The sequence below is a fragment of the Calditrichia bacterium genome (genome assembly GCA_020634975.1).
Taxonomy (GTDB): Bacteria; Calditrichota; Calditrichia; order RBG-13-44-9; family J075; genus JACKAQ01.
Map to the genome: position 1 here is coordinate 91763 of JACKAQ010000006.1, position 17522 is coordinate 109284.

The window sequence follows — 17522 nt, forward strand, 5'->3', positions numbered from 1 at the left end:
GGTTTTATAAACAAATGCCCCTTTCTTCGCCAAAAATTATTCCGGTGCTGTTATTTCTTGCGGCAACAATTTTACAACTATACGCCCAGATTGCACCGCCAAAACCCGGCGTTTCCGTGCCGCTGGTTTATTTCTCCCGCATTCAGGAATCACCGGATGCATTTACATTCAAACAGGCATTTTTGGCAGAATCCAGAGAAATAGCGGCAACCAATCAACGGTTGGAAAATCACCAGTCATCGAATATCCCCCAACAGAGATTGCATTTTTCGGGCGAAAAAGCAATTCCGGTTTTAACCGTAAAATTCGCAAATGCATTAATTGAGCCATTTTCTGTAACCGATTTGCAGCAACAGCTATTCGACGGTCCCTGGCCAACAGGAACGCTTTCCGATTACTACCGGGAAATTTCATACGGTCAATTTTCATTCACCGGAACGGTATATGATTGGCACACGCTATCCCGAAATGATGCATATTACGAAGGCGCCAGCAACGGATTGGGGCACGATTCGCGAACAGGCGAGTTGCTGAAAGAAACACTGCAATCCAATGATGTGCTGATCGATTTTGGAGCATACGACAACGACGGTCCCGACGGCTTTCCCAATTCCGGCGACGATGACGGTTTTGTGGATTTTGTGACGATTGTGCATGCTGAAAGCGGTGGCGAATGCGGCAACAGTAATATTTGGTCGCACCGCTGGACGTATGGCGCGTGGTGGAACGGTGCCGATTTTGTGACTGATGACGCCGCAGCAAACGGCGGCAAGATTCGTATTCGCGATTACGTGATAACTCCCGGATTAAATTGCGATGGCGTTACCATGATCTCCAAAGGCATTTTTTGTCATGAATTCGGGCATGCGCTCGGGTTGCCGGATTTATACGATCTCGATCAGAGTTCGGAGGGCATCGGCAACTGGTGTTTGATGGCATCGGGAAATTGGCTAACGCCGGATTCGCCGGCGCACATGAGTGCATGGTGCAAAGCACAACTGGGTTGGATTCAACCGGAAATTATTTCGTTGCGGGACAGTACGGCGATCAACGATTGGCTTTTCGATGGGCGGTTATTGCCGGTGGAAACGGATGCATCCGCATTAAAAATTTATCCTGACGATGATGTAAACGAATATTTTTTAATCGCTTATCGCACCAAAACTGGATTTGATAAATATTTACCGGGTGAAGGTTTGCTGGTTTGGCACGTCGATGATACGCAAACGAGCAACCGAAACGAGTGGGTGCCCGGCAGCGATCCGGGACGCCATTTTCGGGTGGCGTTGGAGCAGGCGGACGGTCGGTGGGATCTCGAAAATAGCAGCAATCGGGGGGATGGCGGGGACCCGTTTATTCAAACAACGTTCGATTGCAACAGCTTGCCAGCATCCCAAAATTATGCATCCGATGGTTTGCCATTTCGATTGCACCCGGTTCAGCAATCTGCCAGCGAAGTCATTTTTACAGTGGACGGCATTTGCAGTGTTCCCGAAATTACCGTCACACCACAACAATTGCAACTTCAACCGACAACGGGCGATTCCTCTTTTTTCACATTCGAGATCGCAAATTTGGCAGCAGCAAACGCACCGCCGCTGGAATGGCAATTGGTGAAACGATTGGAAGCTGCCGCCGCTTTGCAGCCAGCAGCTTATGTAAATTCATATTTATCAACAGCCTCACCTGAAAAAGGTGGAACTGATTTTCGGGGTGCAAATGTCGCAAATTCAAGTCAGTCAGGAAATTCCTTTGGTTACCGTTGGCACAGCAGCGATTCGGCAAATGGGATCCCATTTCAATGGACGGATATTTCTGCCATCGGCGAACGATTGCCGCTCGGTGATGACAACGCGATTTCTGTAGCTCTACCTTTCGATTTTCCATTTTACGGCAAACTGTTTGAAACAGCAATCGTATCGGCAAACGGATTTTTGACATTCGAAAGTGATATTGGCAATAGCTATTGGCATCAGTTGATGCCGGATGTTCAATCGCCGAATGGGCTGATTGCCGGATTTTGGCGTGATTTGAATCCCGCCCGGAGCGGTAATGTTTTTGTTTCTCACAATATTGCATTAAATAGCTGGGTATTGCAATTTGAGAAAGTGGTAGATTACTCCGGCAGCAGCGAATATACTTTTCAAATTTTGCTATTTCCGGACGGAGAAATTCGGTTGTTGTATTTGGCGATGACGGGCAATTTGCAAACCGGGAGCATTGGAATTGAGGCACCAGGCGGTGTTGATGGGTTGCCAATTTCGTTCAATTCAGCATTTGTTCACAACCAGTTAGTTGTGCAAATTCTCCCGCCGGATGATTTTCCGTGGCTAACCATTTATCCGAAAAACGGTAAAATTTATCCGGGCGAAATCCAAACCGTTCAACTGGCGTTTCGGAACAGCGATGTACCGCCGCAATTTTCGGGAATGTTCCAGGTTTACAACAATAGCTCCATCGGTGCGATTTTGGATATTCCGATATCCATTCAATCAACAGAAATTGACCAGCATTTGCTAAACATAAAAGTGCTGTTGGAGGGAGCGATTTCTGGTGAAATAATGCGCACTGATCTGGCTGACCAAATGATTTTGCCGATGCAGCAACCCTTTTCCGGTTTGCCGTGGGAATATCGCAGCAGCGAATCGATTGCAATCATGCCGGAAAATGTCACCGATTGGGTGTTGGTGACACTTTCGCCGGATGCTGGCGGAACGAATATCGCGGCTCAGCGCGCAGGACTGCTGACCCGCGATGGGCAAATCACCGAAGTTGACGGGCAAACACCGCTGGTGTTCGGTCATTTGGCTGCGGGAGAATATTTTATCCGGGTTGACCATCGTAATCACTTGCCGGTGAGCAGTCGATTGCCTGTTCGTATCGATAGCAATATTGTAAATTATGATTTTTCCACAGCAGGGACATTTGCCGTTGAACGGGCGCAAATCGAAATTGACAACGGTGTTTGGGCAATGCGCAGCGGCGACGCAACCGGCGATGCCGGGATAGATATACGCGATAAAATCAACGGATGGCAATTGCAAAAAGGTGCCGTTAACGGCTATTTCAGTGCGGATTTTAATCTGGATGGCAAAGTGGATTCAGTGGATGTGGCAATTTGGCGAAAAAACAATGGCATTTCTGCCATCGATTTTTCCGGCGAAAATTAACTATTTTATCTCGGCAGTTTCATCATACATATCACCTTCATAATTTCCCGCAACAGAATTATTTACCAAATTTGGTCGCGAGCCTTTCAAAATACTGATGCCGTAACCCTGGTTGCCACGGCAGGTATTATTTTGGATCAGACCGCCGTTTTGGGTGATCAGCAAACTGATGCCATCGCCACGATTTTGCAAAATTTCGTTGCCCTGAATGGAGGGTTTTGCCTGGTTGAGCACTTCGATGCCGTCACCTTTGTTATTTTTGATCGTGTTACGTTGCAGTTGTGGTGATGACGCATTTGCCGAACGGATGCCAAAAATGCTGTTTCGCTCGATTCGGTTTTCCCTGACAATGCCCTGTGCTGTTCCCTGAACCAGCACACCGCCGGATTCGTTCAGGTTTATTTCGTTATTTTCCAGAATGGGTTGCGATGTGCCGTCAATCAACACGCCTGCACCTTTGTTGCTGTTCACCGTATTTTGTTTTGCAGTCCCGCTGAACCGCTCTGTATTGAAAACAATCCCGTTACCACGATTTTCGGTAATCAGATTTTCCTCCAAAATCGGCTGCCCCTGTTCGGAAATGACGATGCCGTCGCCAAAATTTCGCCGGATTTGGTTGACGCGAATCCGCGGCCGCGCACTGCCGTTAATGTGAATGGCAGTCATATTTTGCCAGAATTCATTTTTCTCCAGCCGTGGCGATGCATCATCACCAACAATAATACCCACCGCATGATTGGTAAATTTACTATCGCGAATTTCGCCTTTGCTGCGATTCGAAAAAAGCACGGCGCAATAGTCGAGCGTTTCACTCAAGCTTTGTGCATCGCGGAATTCGCCATTTCGCAACTGCAGCTCACCTTCATTTACTGCAATAATTGTCGCGCCGGATTTCGCCTGTTGGCGGCTGAATCCGACATCTTTGATGCTCAACTTTGCCCCATTTTCGATTTGAAAAATGGTATTTCCTGTTTGAGAAACGAGGGTGGTGTAACTCCCGCCGATGCCCTCGAATTGCATATCGAAGCGCACAATTATGGGGTCGGTGATTTCGTAAATACCGCGCGCCAGCCGGAACGTTGCAAATGGCGGTGCCGCAGCGACGGTTCCCGCGAGGTCATCCTCCGGGCGTAGTTCAATTTGCGCTGGTTTTTGTTGTGTGCGAACAGGTGCAGTTTGCGTTGCGATTTTGCGATTGAGGTCGGCGAGTCGTCCGGCGGCAACAGAGTCACCGGGAAATTCTGCCAAAATCTGCTGATACATTTCCCCGGCTGCGTTCAAACGCCCGGCATTTTCCAGCGAATCGGCTGTGAAAAGCAAATTGCTCAACCGGACTTCCACGCTGTCCAATGCGGCAAGCGCGGTTGTGTCTGCACGGAGTTCTGCCAAGATCATATCCTGGGATTCTACCAATCGTTTTTGAGGATATTCGGCTTCCGGTTTGTAAATCAGCGCCTGCTGATAGCTCGTCGATGCCGCTGCATAATCTTTTTGTTCAAAAAACTGGTCTGCTTTTTGAACGTAGTCTTGAAACATGCGATCGGCGGTGGCTTGCTTTTCCAATTGCCAATAATAAGTGCCGCCAGTAGAAAACAAAATGACGACAAATATAGCTGCAAGCCAGGGCCATTTTGCTTTGCTGACAGGTTTGGTTTCCGGAACCGGTGGTGTTTCGGATTCGATTGGCTGCGGCTGCGACGCTGTTTTCTTGGGCTGCTTAACTTTCTGTTTTTTATCAACTTTGGCAGCCGATTCTTTTTCCGGGGCTTCTGCCGGAGCAGATCCAAAACCCAGCTCCCTGTCCAAAATATCGTCGATGTCGCCCGCCAGCGGCGTCGATGCTGCCGATTTCCGGCTCGACTTTCCGATGCCGGATGTTTTCTCATCCGCTGATTTTGGCGACTGTTTCTCGGGAATTTTGATCTGCCCCACATCGACACCGGAATCCGGTTCCGCCTCTTTTGGCGGAGCTGTCGTCACATCGCTGTCATCTTTTTCGATGCTGTCCAGCTCGATTTCCCACTGAAATTCGGCGGATTCGTCGTCTGTTGCAGCAGTTACTGCAGCTTTTTCCGGGGCTTCTGTTTCCGTGACTTCTGACGAATCGATTGGTGCGGAATCGATGGTTTGTTCCGGTACTTCTGGTGTTTCTGCTGCCAGAGCCGGTTCTTCCGCAGGTTCGATTTCCGGCTCATCAAAAATTTCCGGTTCTGTAAAAGCGATGGTTTCTTCGGAAACGACGGATTCTTCAGCCGAATCTTCGACTTCCAGCGGTTTTGCATCCGGTTCGTCGGGAATTTCGATCTCAGGCGTGACCGCTTTTTCCTCAGGTGAAGCTGTTTCCGCATCCGGCTCTTCGATGATTTCCGGCTCAACAGATTCAGTTTCATCGATTTCCGGCTGAAATGCTGCAGCGTCGTCAATTACTGGTTCGTCAATTGATTCGGCATCTTTCTCATCGATGATTTCTGATTTATCAATCGTTTCCGTGTCCGTTTCATCGATGACATCTGGTTCAGCGAACGTGGCATCGGCTACTTCGAAAATCGTATCTACCGATTCGTCAACCTCATCAACCGGTTCCGTTTCTGTCGCCTTTTCATCTGTTGGTGATTCCGGTTCTGCTATTTCGGTAGCAGCGGTGATGGCTTCCAAATCCGGCATTTCCGGCACATCTTCCGGATTTTCCTGTAACAGTTCGGTCAACGAAAAGTCGTATTCTTCGATGATTTCGAGCGCATCTTTTGGTAACGGCGTTCCGCAGGTGACGCAATGCGCGAGCGAACCCAACTCGTTGACCAACACCTCGTTGGGTGCTTTACACACCGGACAGGCAACTTTGACAAATTCCGGCTCATCGGTCGGCGCTTTTCGGCGTACCTCAAAAAACGCGCTTCCTGTAGATTGCAGGGTAAATTGTTTGTCCGGCGGATGAATGGTTTGTCTGGCGGTTGGGTGATCCACCGCTTTGCTCAGCACCAATTGCTGCCCGCAGGCGAAACAGGTGCTGGTGCCGCTTTCCAAATCGGTGGTTAATACCTCGTTCATGATGCCGCAACTGTTACAATCCACATAGCTGAACGCATCTTTTGCAATCGTGGATTGTGCGGATTTCCGTGATCTCCAAACCTCGGTGAGCACCAACCGGAAGTGACCGATTTGTTTAAAGCGTTTTTCTGTATCTTCAAAAGTAGCGTAGGATAAAGCTTTCAGCACAACGCGCGGCACACCCGTTGCAACCGATTCGTTGGTAAATAACTCGTCCGGCCGTTGATCCGGTTTTGGGAGTGGTTTCCCCGTGATCAGCCGAAATAAAATGGCACCTAACGCATAAACATCCGATCCCGGACGGGCAGATTCGATCTGATCGTAAAATTCCGGCGGTGCAAATTCGCTATCCAGAAATTGGGAGAGCGTGTTGGTGTGGTGTGCCAAAATCGCATCTGTGCCACTGAAATTAACCAACGTTGCGATGTTATCATCGCCGATCACAATATTTTGCGGGGTTAGGGCGTAGTGCAGCAAGCCCTGGCTGTGCAGTTGCTCCAACACCAGCATCAACGGGCGGAAGGTGGTCAACAATTTTTCGCGGGGTGGGCGGAGGCTGTCTTCCTCGAGTAAATCGGATAACAGCTGTCCTTCCGGTTGAATGGAAACCCGGTAAATCGTGCCGTTTTCCTGAAAATTATCGACGATGTGGGCGATACCTGGCTGCGCTTTTACTGCCGCAAGCGCCTGTGTTTCTTCGGTAAATTTGCGAATACCGAATTCGTATTCTTCTTTGAAATCGGGATTTCGCAAAAGCACCCGCAAGTTGCTCTTTTCCCGAACAACCATCGATTCCGGAAAAAACTCCCGAATCCGCACTTTGCGTTCACTTTTAGGATCAAAACCCAGATAAGTGATGCTAAACGGCGTTTTGGTTAAGCATTTTCCAATAATATATCGCGAATGGAGCAAGGTTCTGTAGGGTAAATGTGCGGCGTTTTCCGCAATTGCGTTTTCCGCAAAATGACAATACGGACAAACCGAAACCGGGCCTTTGTCTGCCATGCAGTTCATACACAGCGTGTTATTTGCGATTAGTTTATCCATAAAATACGGAAATTGTTGCCATTCCGGGGCAAAATCCATCCACAATTGTTGATATAAAGCTCAAAAATAAGATGAAATATAATCTAATTATTATCGAAGATCACGCGCCAGGCTTTAATTATTCAACAAAATACATATCCTGACAAAATAGTTTTTTCACACATTCTTCGAAATAATCTTACAAAACTGCATATATTTTTTTCCTGTAGCAAGATGATATCCTGTCATTTTCAAGAAATAACCATGAATTCAGCTTTATTTTTTCGCAAAAACCCTGTCGCATTTACACGCTGGACTTATGCCGCGTGGCTCACGAAATTCAAATTTTGCAACGCTTTTTTAATTTGTTTATTCAGGGGGAAAACCGTATTTTAACAGCCTATAATAATTTTACTCAAATATATGAATATGCTGCGTTTAGAAATTCACAATCAGAATCCCCAACAGCGGATATTGAGCCAGGCTGTCGATGCATTAAAACGTGGGGAAATTGTTATTTACCCGACGGATACCACTTATGGTGTTGGTTGCAGTATTTTTAACAAAAAAGCCATTGAACAACTGTATCGAATAAAAGGGAAATCCAAATTTGACCATATGAGTATGATTTGCAGTTCTATTCAGCAAGCCGCGGATTTTGTTAAAATTTCCAACGATGCTTTCCGGTTGCTCAAAAAATGCTCTCCCGGACCCTACACCATTATTCTGGATGCCAAAAAAAATATCGCCAAATTGATGCTTTCCCGCCAAAAAGAAATTGGTGTGCGAATTCCCGCAACACCGGTATGTCGGGATCTGGTTGAGTTGCTCGGACATCCCATTTTGAACACATCTTACGATCCCGATGTAGCGGATTTTCCCAATAATTTATATAACAGTTTTGATGAAAATAACCCGTTTACCCTTACTGCATCGGTATTGCTGGATGCCGGCCCGATGGTGGATGGCGAGCATTCAACCGTCATTCGTTTTGTGAATGACGAGTTGGAGCTCCTCCGCGAAGGCAAGGGAGCGATCGATATACTTTAAATCGAGGGATATGTCATGAAAAAAATTGTAAAAACTGCCGATGCACCCAATCCGGTTGGACCTTATAATCAGGCTGTGGTTGTCAACGGAATGGTGTTTACCGCGGGGCAAATCGCTATCGACCCAAAAACGGATGCCCTGTTGAACACAGATATCCAAACCCAAACGCGGCTGGTGCTGAACAATCTTGGCGCTGTGCTCCGGGCTGCGGGTTCGGAATTTGAACACGTTGTCAAAACTACTGTTTTTTTGAAAAATATGAACGATTTTGCAGCGATGAACGCTGTGTACGCAGAATTTTTTACCACCGCTGCACCGGCGCGTTCGGCAGTGGAAGTGAGTCGTTTGCCCAAAGATGTGCTCGTTGAAATCGAGTGCGTTGCAGTGGTTCCCAACGGGCAAAACGCCGGATAACCGCAATGGCGACGCATGTCATTCTCAACCCCGCCGCCGGACGTGGTAAAGCCGGAAAATTGCTGGAGCCGTTATCGCGATTGCTGGAAACGGAATTGCCGGGGAGCCGGTTGCATGTTACGGCATACGCAGGAAATGCCCGCGAAATTGCAGCAACATTCAAATCCGGTGATCATTTGGTTGTTGCAGTTGGTGGCGACGGCACTATTCACGAAGTTGTCAATGGCATTGCCGGCGGTTCTGCAATGCTGGGCATTATTCCGGTCGGCACCGGCAACGATTTTGCCCGAATGTTCCATCTCCCCAAAAATCCCGCCGAAGCTGTGCGAATCCTGAAAGCAGGATTTCTCAAAACAATAGACCTCGGCAAGGTAAATGACACCTATTTTTTGAACGGGATGGGTATTGGATTCGATGCGGATGTAGTGGTCGAAAGTCAAAAAATTCGCTATCTCGATGGATTTTCACTATATTTGAGCGCGGTTTTCAGAAAAATTCTGTCGTATCAAAACTACGCGATTGATCTCGGAAAAGACGGCACAACCGAACACCGCGACATATTTCTGCTGTCGGTCGGTAACGGGCAGTTTCTCGGTGGTGGATTCCGGTTGCTGCCAAAAGCAGATTTATCGGACGGATTGCTGGATGTTTGCATGTTGCATGCCCTGCGGCGCAGCGAAATTTTTCGCCATCTGCCGAAGGCAATTAACGGCACACATCTCGGGATTTCACAGGTTGAGTATTATAATATCCGTAAATTGGTGATCGATTGCGAAACTGGCATTCTTGCCCATGTCGATGGCGAATTGTTGGGCACCCGGCTCCGGCATTTTGAAATTGAAGTTGTTCCATCGATACTAAATGTGGTTTGCCCGGCGCCGGCTTGATAAATAATTATAGTTCTAAACTGCTGATATTTAATGATTTACAAAATATTTAGATTTCGAAAAACAGAACAGGGCAGGGGAGTGTTATTACATTCGGCTAAAATTTGGTTATTGCTTTGCCTGCTCTCGTTTATTGGATTGCATGCTCAAAATGCAAGCCCAAGCCGTTCAACCAGCGACATTGACACAACTCGATTGTTCTCCGATAAGCCTTTGAAATCGCCGATGGGCGCAACGCTTCGTTCGGCAGTTTTGCCCGGATGGGGGCAGCTTTACAACGAAAAACCGGTCAAAAGCATTTTTGTTGCCGCATTAAACGGCTATCTGATTTATCAAATCGTTGACAATAATCGCAAATATGAACGCACCGGCAACACTACTTTTCGAGACCGCCGGGGCACCAATAGCTGGTATTTTGGGCTGACATATCTGTTAACTTTGGTAGATGCGTATGTGGATGCCTATTTGTTCGGGTTCGAGAAAACAATGGATATCGGTATCGGGACGCCGGAGAATGGCGAAAATCAATTGCAACTTATGTTTCGCTGGCAATTTTAGAGGGATAATCAAATTTTGAGCGAAATTTTTATTTATCTGGCGATCGCCTATGCCATTAGCGGCGTGGTGTTGAGCCTGACGCGACGAATGAAACTGGCAGATTTTGTGGCATATTTAGTCAGTGGATTTATTTTGGGCGGGGTTTTGCTCAGCTGGCAAAATTACTCTGCCGAACCCGGCGCGCCGCCATTTTCCCGCGAATACCGGATTTCCTCAGAAACGCTCACGTTGCTACAGCCTTACCTGCCGGATTCTACCAGCATCAGCATGATATCGCATCATCGTGTTACAAATATTGTCGGCGAAAAGCCATTTCTGGATTCGTTGCGATTTTACCTCGATGTGCCGCTCAGCGACAGCCTTTCGTGGCAGGTGCTGAAAACTGCCCGACAAACGCCGGCAAATCCGGCAACCGGACTGATTACCTTGTTTGCGAGCATTGGCATGTTGTTGTTTATGATGAATTTAGGTGCAAATTTCGAACTGCGGATGCTGCGCTTCAATTTCGATAGCAGCCTGCTCTGGCAAACCACGATGATGGTGCTTATCAACGCCGCTATCATTGGCAGTTTCGGATTTTTCCTGCTGTTCAACGGGCAAATCACCCCGACAATTTTGTTGCTGGTCAGCCTGCTAAGCATCAACGCCGGTTCAATTATCGCGTTTCGATTCCCGATTCAACCGGGTTGGAAACGTCCGGTTTCCCGGCTGTTGCAAATCACGGCAATTATCGATGTGCTGGCAATTACCGGATACGCATGGGTTGTGCTGTTGGAAAACTACCGCGAAAATTTCCTCCAAAAAATTTCCGGTGATGTCGGCTATTGGCTGATTTTGATGCTGATTGCCGCAGCTTTTGCATTTACCGGCGTCACCAAGCGATTGATGAAACCGGTCGGGTTATGGCCTGCGGAACTGGTTGCATTTCTGCGGATCAGCTTAATTCTGCTGTTTATTTACTGCGGATTTCGCATTAACTTTCCGCTGATCGTGTTGGGATTAGGTTGTGGGCTGTTGCTGAATCTGCTGCTCAGCAGCAACGATTTGTTGTCCAAAAAACGTTTTTTTAGCGCAGTAATGATCCTTTATCCGCTCCCTTTTATCGAAGTCGGGCGATCGGCTTTTATGATTTTTCAGCAACATATTAGCGGTGTCTGGGTGAATGCGGCGGTGCTGCTGTTGGGATTCGGCGCAATTGCGGCAGTGGTTGGCGTATTTTGGTTGTCACAAAAATTGTATCCAGTGATGATGGCGTTGGGTGTCTTTCCGCGCGGCGAAATTGCAACGCTTATTCTCTGGCAATTTTGGGAATTGAACCTCATCTCCCGTAGTGCCTTCGCCAGCGGATTTGTCGCGATTGTTTTGAGCAGTGTTATCGGAATTATCGCTGCACGCTTTTTAATGAAACCGGAATCTTGATCAAGTTTGTAATTTGTTGAATTTATTGCAAATACATATCAAAAATATAAAGAAAAAAATAACAGAGGATAGTCAATGTCGATTTGGATTGACAAAATAAAAAAGGGATTTGCCAAAACGAAATCTCAGGTTTTCGACAAAGTGTCGCTGGCCATTTCCGCCAAAAAGAAAATTGATGACGAATTATTGGAAGAAATCGAAGAAATTTTGATCTCCGGTGATGTGGGTGTCGATGCATCGATGCGCATTTTGGAAGCGGTAAAACTGCGGGTTCGCAAAGAAAAATTCGAGGACGCTACTGCGCTGTTCGGCATTCTAAAAGATGAGATCGCCAATATTTTCCCCGAAAGCTCGTTTTCTGAAACCGATTTTCAACAGCATCCATACGTAATTCTGGTGATCGGCGTAAACGGTGTGGGGAAAACCACATCGATCGCCAAAATTGCCCGTCGATTTCAACAAAACGGCAAAAAAGTGCTGCTGGCAGCGGGCGACACATTTCGCGCAGCGGCTGTGGAACAATTGGAAATTTGGGCAAACCGGCTGCAGGTGGATATCGTCAAACACGGTTCCGGTGCCGATCCCGCTGCCGTTGCCTTCGATGCGATACAGGCTGCCAAAGCCCGCAAAGCGGATGTGGTGCTGATCGATACCGCCGGGCGTTTGCACACCAAAGCAAACCTGATGGAAGAGCTCAAAAAAGTGCAACGGGTCATCCAAAAAGTAATGCCGGATGCGCCGCATTACCGCCTGCTGGTGCTCGATGGCAACACCGGACAAAATGCACTCAACCAGGCGCGCGAATTTGTGAACGCTGTCGGCGTTAACGGAATTGTGCTAACAAAGCTGGACGGCTCTGCAAAAGGCGGTGCGGTTATCGGCATTGCTCACACGTTGGGCTTGCCGGTGGAATACATCGGTGTTGGCGAAGGCATGGACGATTTGCAGCCATTCGACGCAAAATTGTATGCCGATAGCCTGATGGGACAGTAAAATTGCCCTCTTTGGGTAATTGAAAACGTATTTGAAAAAAGGTAAATTGAAGTAATGAATAAAAATGGAAGTATAACGGCGGCATCCCGGAAAATACATTTGACCACTCTGGGCTGCTCCAAAAACACATACGATTCGGAAATTCTGCTCGGCCAACTGAAGGCGCATAACGCCGAAATTGTCGATGACGCCGATAATGCGGATGTCATTATCATCAACACCTGCGGTTTTATCGAGATGGCCAAACAGGAATCCATCGATGCCATTCTGCAAGCCGAACAGCTCAAAAAGAATAATCCTGACAAAAAAATTGTTGTTTGTGGCTGTCTTTCCCAGCGATACGGCGCGGAGTTGCGAAGCGAAATGCCCGCGGTGGACGGCTTTTTTGGCGCGGAAGATTTTGATAACGTGCTCAATTTTCTCGATTTTCCCAAAGAGCGATCACCGGAATTTTTATACGAACAGCGGTTGCTCACCACGCCGAAGCATTTTGCATATCTCAAAATTTCCGAAGGGTGCAACCACACGTGCGCATTTTGCGCCATTCCGTTAATGCGCGGACGCCACCGCAGCCGCCCGATTCCCCAATTGGTTGCAGAGGCAGAAATGCTCGCCAAACAGGGCGTAAAAGAGCTGATTATCATTTCGCAGGACACAACATTTTACGGATTGGATTTGTATAAATCTCAAAAAATCAGCGAGTTACTGCGGGCGCTGGAAGATGTGGACGGCATCGAGTGGATTCGGTTGCACTACCTCTATCCCACAACGGTGCAGGATGAGCTGATCGACTGGATGGCGAACAGCCGCAAAATTGTGCCGTATCTGGATATGCCGGTTCAGCACATTACGGACAACATGCTGAAAGTGATGAAACGCGGCGGAAAATCGTATCGGATTCGCCAGATTTTTGAGCAAGCTCGCGAAAAAATTCCCGGTGTTTCGCTGCGAACCACATTTATTGTGGGTCATCCCGGTGAAACAGAATCCGATTTCGCAGCGTTAAAAAATTTCATGGAAGAAATGCGATTTGACAGAGCCGGCGTTTTCACCTATTCGCACGAAGAAAACACCAGCGCATTTGAATTGGACGATCTGCCGGCTGAACTAAAAGAAGAACGCTACGCCGAGCTTATGGCGTTGCAACAAACGATTTCACTGGAAAACAATCACAAAAAAACCGGACAGACGCAGCGGGTGTTGATCGATGAGGTTGATTTGCAAAATATGTCTGCAATCGGCAGAACCGCCGGCGATTCACCGGAAATTGATAACGAAGTTATTATTTCGCCATTGGATCGAGCGATACACGTCGGGCAATTTGTGAACGTCCATATTACGGACGCATCGGAATACGAACTTTATGGCGTAATTGAGGAAAACATATGAAAACCAGGATCATGTCAGTGATATTGCTGCTGCTGGCAATTTGGGCATCGCCGCTTGCAGCACAATTCAGCGGCGGTTTGGCTATTGGGGCAGGATTGCCGTATTTTCAGATCCGGGTGATCTCCACGTTCGATAGCGATACCGGCGACCGGCTGGCGCGTATTTATACGCAAATCCGCAACGAAAACCTCACGTTCATCAAAAACGATTCCGGATATGTGGCAGAAATCCAGCTCGATATGTTCGTAAATGAAAAAGAAGAAGAGTTTGCTTTTAGCAAAACCATCAACAAATCTGTATTTGTGGAAAATTACGACGAAACCATTTCCGGTGAAATCAGCAATACATTCATCACCGATATTCCTGTGAACGCCGGACGATACGAGGTGCGCGTTACCGCGGTAGACCGCAATAGCAGCAGCCAGTTTAGCCGGAACGCCAAATTTGAAGTTACCGATCCAACGGATATGAACCTGCGCGTGACGCTCAGCGATGTGATATTTTTTAACGATTATTCTACCGATGACGCCGGAAAAATCATCGATTATCAACCGGCGATGTCCAACTCTTTTTCATCGGAGAGCGAATTTATTTACGTCAATTTCAGCACGTACAACAAATATCCCGATGAACCGACCGAAATTCGCTACACCGTCAAAGACGAAAATAATATTGTTGTAATGGAGCATTTATACGATCTGGACAGTAAGGAAGCATACGTCGAGCATTTCCTGAAATTGAGCCGCTACTATCTGGATCGCAACCAGTATTTGCTGGAATTGACGGTTCACAACGGTGATCAGTGGGTCGTAAAAAACGCCTCGTTTTCATTTTTCTGGCGGTTTTCGCCAACAACTGTTCAGGACCTGGACCTGGCGCTCCGGCAGATGAAATACATTTCCGAAGATGATTCGATCAAATATTTTTTGAAGAAAAATTACGACGAAAAGAAAGCCTATTTCGACCGGTTCTGGAACCAGCGCGATCCGGACCCATCGAGTGCCCGGAATGAATTGATGGAAGAATATTTTCGCAGGGTGAACTTTGCCAATGCGAATTTTTCCAGCACCAACAATACGGGCTGGCTGAATGATCGCGGCCGGATCTTCATCAAATTTGGTGAACCAGACGACATCGAACGGCATCCATTTGAAGCGGAAACCTATCCGTATCAGATTTGGCGGTATTATTCTATCCAGAAAGTTTTCCTGTTTATCGACCGCACCGGCTTTGGCGATTATGATTTGCATCCGTCCTATTATTACGTCGAGTACGACTGATTTACAACTTTTTACAACATCTTTTGTTTGTCGTTTTGCAACCCGTTACCCGATTCGTAACGGGTTTTTTTGTGTACGGAAAATGGTGATTGAAACACTGCGAGAGCTGTGATTTTACTCCCTTTCTCCGTGAAACATTTTGGACTTAAGATCAGGTTTTCGGCTATATTAGCTGCAATTTACCGATAGAAATTTCGCCGTAAATAAATTACGGTTCCGCAACGATTATACTACATTCGCGTTGCAAGAATCAACTACACGGGATTCCGGGTCGGTGCGCATAACGTTTGACTAAAGAGATGTTAGGGAAATAAGATGCGGTAATTAAAGTATTAACAGTTGTTTAGGCGTGTATTTAGCAACAGTGGGAACGTTAGGTGTTTTTGCAAAAATTTAAAAAACCTTAAAAATATGAAATATATGAGCCGAAGTCAACTTAAGAAATGATTACCAAAGTGAATATTTTTTTTCGTGCCCTAAGTGGTTATTTACTAAAAAGGTATAAATCCGTTTAACGTGAAACACTCAAAAATTTAAAAATTTTTGTTCCATCCGATTTGTTTTTTTAGGTGGTCTTTTTTTATAATGTCACGCTTCGAGGCTGGCATTTGGTCTCTGTTGATCCTCTATCGCCGCCTTCACATAATAATTATGATACGGGTTATCCCATACGATGGGAAGGGTATTGGTTTGTCTAAGGAATTAGCCGCTGTACGGTTGAATATGCTGGAAAAAAGCAAGGATATGCACGAAAGAACACCGGATGTTCGTTTAGCAGGAAATCCTGCACCCAGCCAAAACCAACCGGCCACAATGGAAGGGCTTTGGGCCGAATGCCTGGAGCTGATTGCCAGGGCGCTACCCAAAGGTAAATCCGAACAGACGATGAACACCTGGTTCAAGCCGATCCATCCGGTGCAATATGTTGATAACATTTTATATCTCCGGATTGAGTCGCAGTTTTTCGGCGAGTGGCTGGATTCCCATTACCGTGCGGTGTTGCTCAACGCGGTGCGATCCGTTTTCGGGGATAATGCCCGGCTCGAATATCAGGTAACTCCCGGTGCCAAAAAGAAATCCGAGCCGGAAGAAACACCCGTCACAATTTCTGCGGATGAAACATCTGCGCCAAAACCGGAAGCGGTTCGCAAAACGCCCGGCGCTCACCGGCTGGATGCACAATATCGATTTGCAAATTTTTTTGCCAATGGCAATAACCGTTTTGCACTGAAAACGGCTGAGCACGTTTCCCGGAACCTCGGTGAGCAGGTGTTTAACCCGCTTTATTTTCATGGGCAGGTAGGCACCGGCAAAACGCATTTGATTCATGCACTGGGGAATAATTTGTCGGAGAATTACGACAACCGGCGAGTAATTTATCTGACAGCGGAATCATTCGTTCACGCATACATCACCGCGGTTCAGTCGCAATCGATCAACAAATTTATTTCGGCAATGCGCAGCGTTGATGTGTTGTTGCTCGATAACTTCCACTTTCTGGCGGGAAAAACCAAATCGCAGGAAGCGCTGATGCTCATTTTGCAGGATCTGTTGCATCGCGGCAGTCAGGTGGTTATCGGATCGAATGTGCCCCCAAGTTTGCTGCCACAGTTCAATCCATCTTTGGTCGCGTTGGCGCAGGGCGGACTGATTGCCGATTTGCATCATACGGATGTGACCACCCGTGAGCAAATTGTCCGGCATTATCTTTCGGAAAACGGAATTGATCTCGAGGAAGCTTCGGTTCAATATCTCGCCAAAAATCTGGGAACAAATATTCACCACATGCGCTCGGTAGTTGTGCGGATTGTCGCCCAAATTTCGCTGATGAAAAAAGCGCTGGGTACAGAAGATATCCGCTACATCGTTTCGCAACTTTGCCCGCAATCTGAAAACGAGATGTTGCAACCGGGAACATTGAAACGGGCAATTCGCATTCCGGATATCGTCAAAGCCGTATCCGGTTTTTTTGATGTGCCGCTGGAAATGTTGCAGGGTGTTTCCCGCAAACAGCGGGTGTCCAAAGCCCGGCAAGTGGCGATTTATCTATGCCGCGAACTGACGGACGAATCGCTGAGCACCATCGGCTATTATTTTTCCAGCCTGCACCATGCCTCGGTGTTGTATGCCTATAACAAAACCAAATCGGACATCACCGAAAACCCGCGTCTTCGCTCAAATATTGAAAAAATCCGCGCTTTGCTGTAAATTTTCTCGCCGAAACATTTCACTCCAACACAAAATCAAATTGAATTAGGGATATTTTTTGGCTTATCCGGCGTTTATAT

The 17522-nt window shown here is 47.1% G+C and carries 11 protein-coding genes; 10 read left to right on the top strand and 1 reads right to left on the bottom strand.

What is annotated here, in order from left to right; translation table 11 throughout:
- Positions 1–14 precede the first annotated feature (14 nt).
- Positions 15–3170 carry a M6 family metalloprotease domain-containing protein gene (locus tag H6629_22705; protein MCB9070596.1) on the top strand — a complete coding sequence of 1052 codons (3156 nt, stop codon included), beginning with the start codon at positions 15–17 and terminating at the stop codon, positions 3168–3170.
- Here the strand turns inward: H6629_22705 and H6629_22710 are convergent, their stop codons facing one another.
- On the bottom strand, positions 3171–7265 hold the full coding sequence (locus H6629_22710; protein MCB9070597.1) for a right-handed parallel beta-helix repeat-containing protein: 4095 nt from the start codon (positions 7263–7265) through the stop codon (positions 3171–3173). It abuts the gene before it with no gap.
- Positions 7266–7673: 408 nt separating this feature from the next.
- On the opposite strand from H6629_22710, the gene H6629_22715 reads away from it, so the two are divergent.
- From H6629_22715 to H6629_22755, 9 genes are all read left to right on the top strand, one after another.
- Complete coding sequence (locus H6629_22715) at positions 7674–8294, top strand: threonylcarbamoyl-AMP synthase (GenBank protein ID MCB9070598.1); 621 nt, start codon at positions 7674–7676, stop codon at positions 8292–8294.
- A 15-nt stretch (positions 8295–8309) separates the two neighbouring features.
- Positions 8310–8708, top strand: a complete 399-nt coding sequence (locus H6629_22720) for a RidA family protein (GenBank protein MCB9070599.1) — start codon at positions 8310–8312, stop codon at positions 8706–8708.
- Between the two features lie 5 nt (positions 8709–8713).
- On the top strand, positions 8714–9595 hold the full coding sequence (locus H6629_22725; GenBank protein ID MCB9070600.1) for a diacylglycerol kinase family lipid kinase: 882 nt from the start codon (positions 8714–8716) through the stop codon (positions 9593–9595).
- Between the two features lie 213 nt (positions 9596–9808).
- Positions 9809–10153: a hypothetical protein gene (locus tag H6629_22730; GenBank protein ID MCB9070601.1), complete on the top strand. Its 345-nt coding sequence runs from the start codon at positions 9809–9811 to the stop codon at positions 10151–10153.
- Between the two features lie 15 nt (positions 10154–10168).
- Complete coding sequence (locus tag H6629_22735) at positions 10169–11572, top strand: hypothetical protein (GenBank protein ID MCB9070602.1); 1404 nt, start codon at positions 10169–10171, stop codon at positions 11570–11572.
- A 75-nt stretch (positions 11573–11647) separates the two neighbouring features.
- Entirely contained in the window at positions 11648–12565 is a 918-nt protein-coding gene (gene ftsY, locus H6629_22740; protein MCB9070603.1) for a signal recognition particle-docking protein FtsY, read from the top strand.
- 54 nt (positions 12566–12619) lie between these two features.
- Positions 12620–13954, top strand: coding sequence for a 30S ribosomal protein S12 methylthiotransferase RimO (gene rimO / locus H6629_22745; protein MCB9070604.1), 1335 nt, complete (start codon positions 12620–12622; stop codon positions 13952–13954).
- On the top strand, positions 13951–15234 hold the full coding sequence (locus H6629_22750; GenBank protein MCB9070605.1) for a GWxTD domain-containing protein: 1284 nt from the start codon (positions 13951–13953) through the stop codon (positions 15232–15234). Before rimO ends, H6629_22750 begins: the two co-directional genes overlap by 4 nt.
- A gap of 690 nt (positions 15235–15924) precedes the next feature.
- Entirely contained in the window at positions 15925–17442 is a 1518-nt protein-coding gene (locus tag H6629_22755; protein MCB9070606.1) for a chromosomal replication initiator protein DnaA, read from the top strand.
- The last annotated feature ends 80 nt before the right edge of the window (positions 17443–17522 follow it).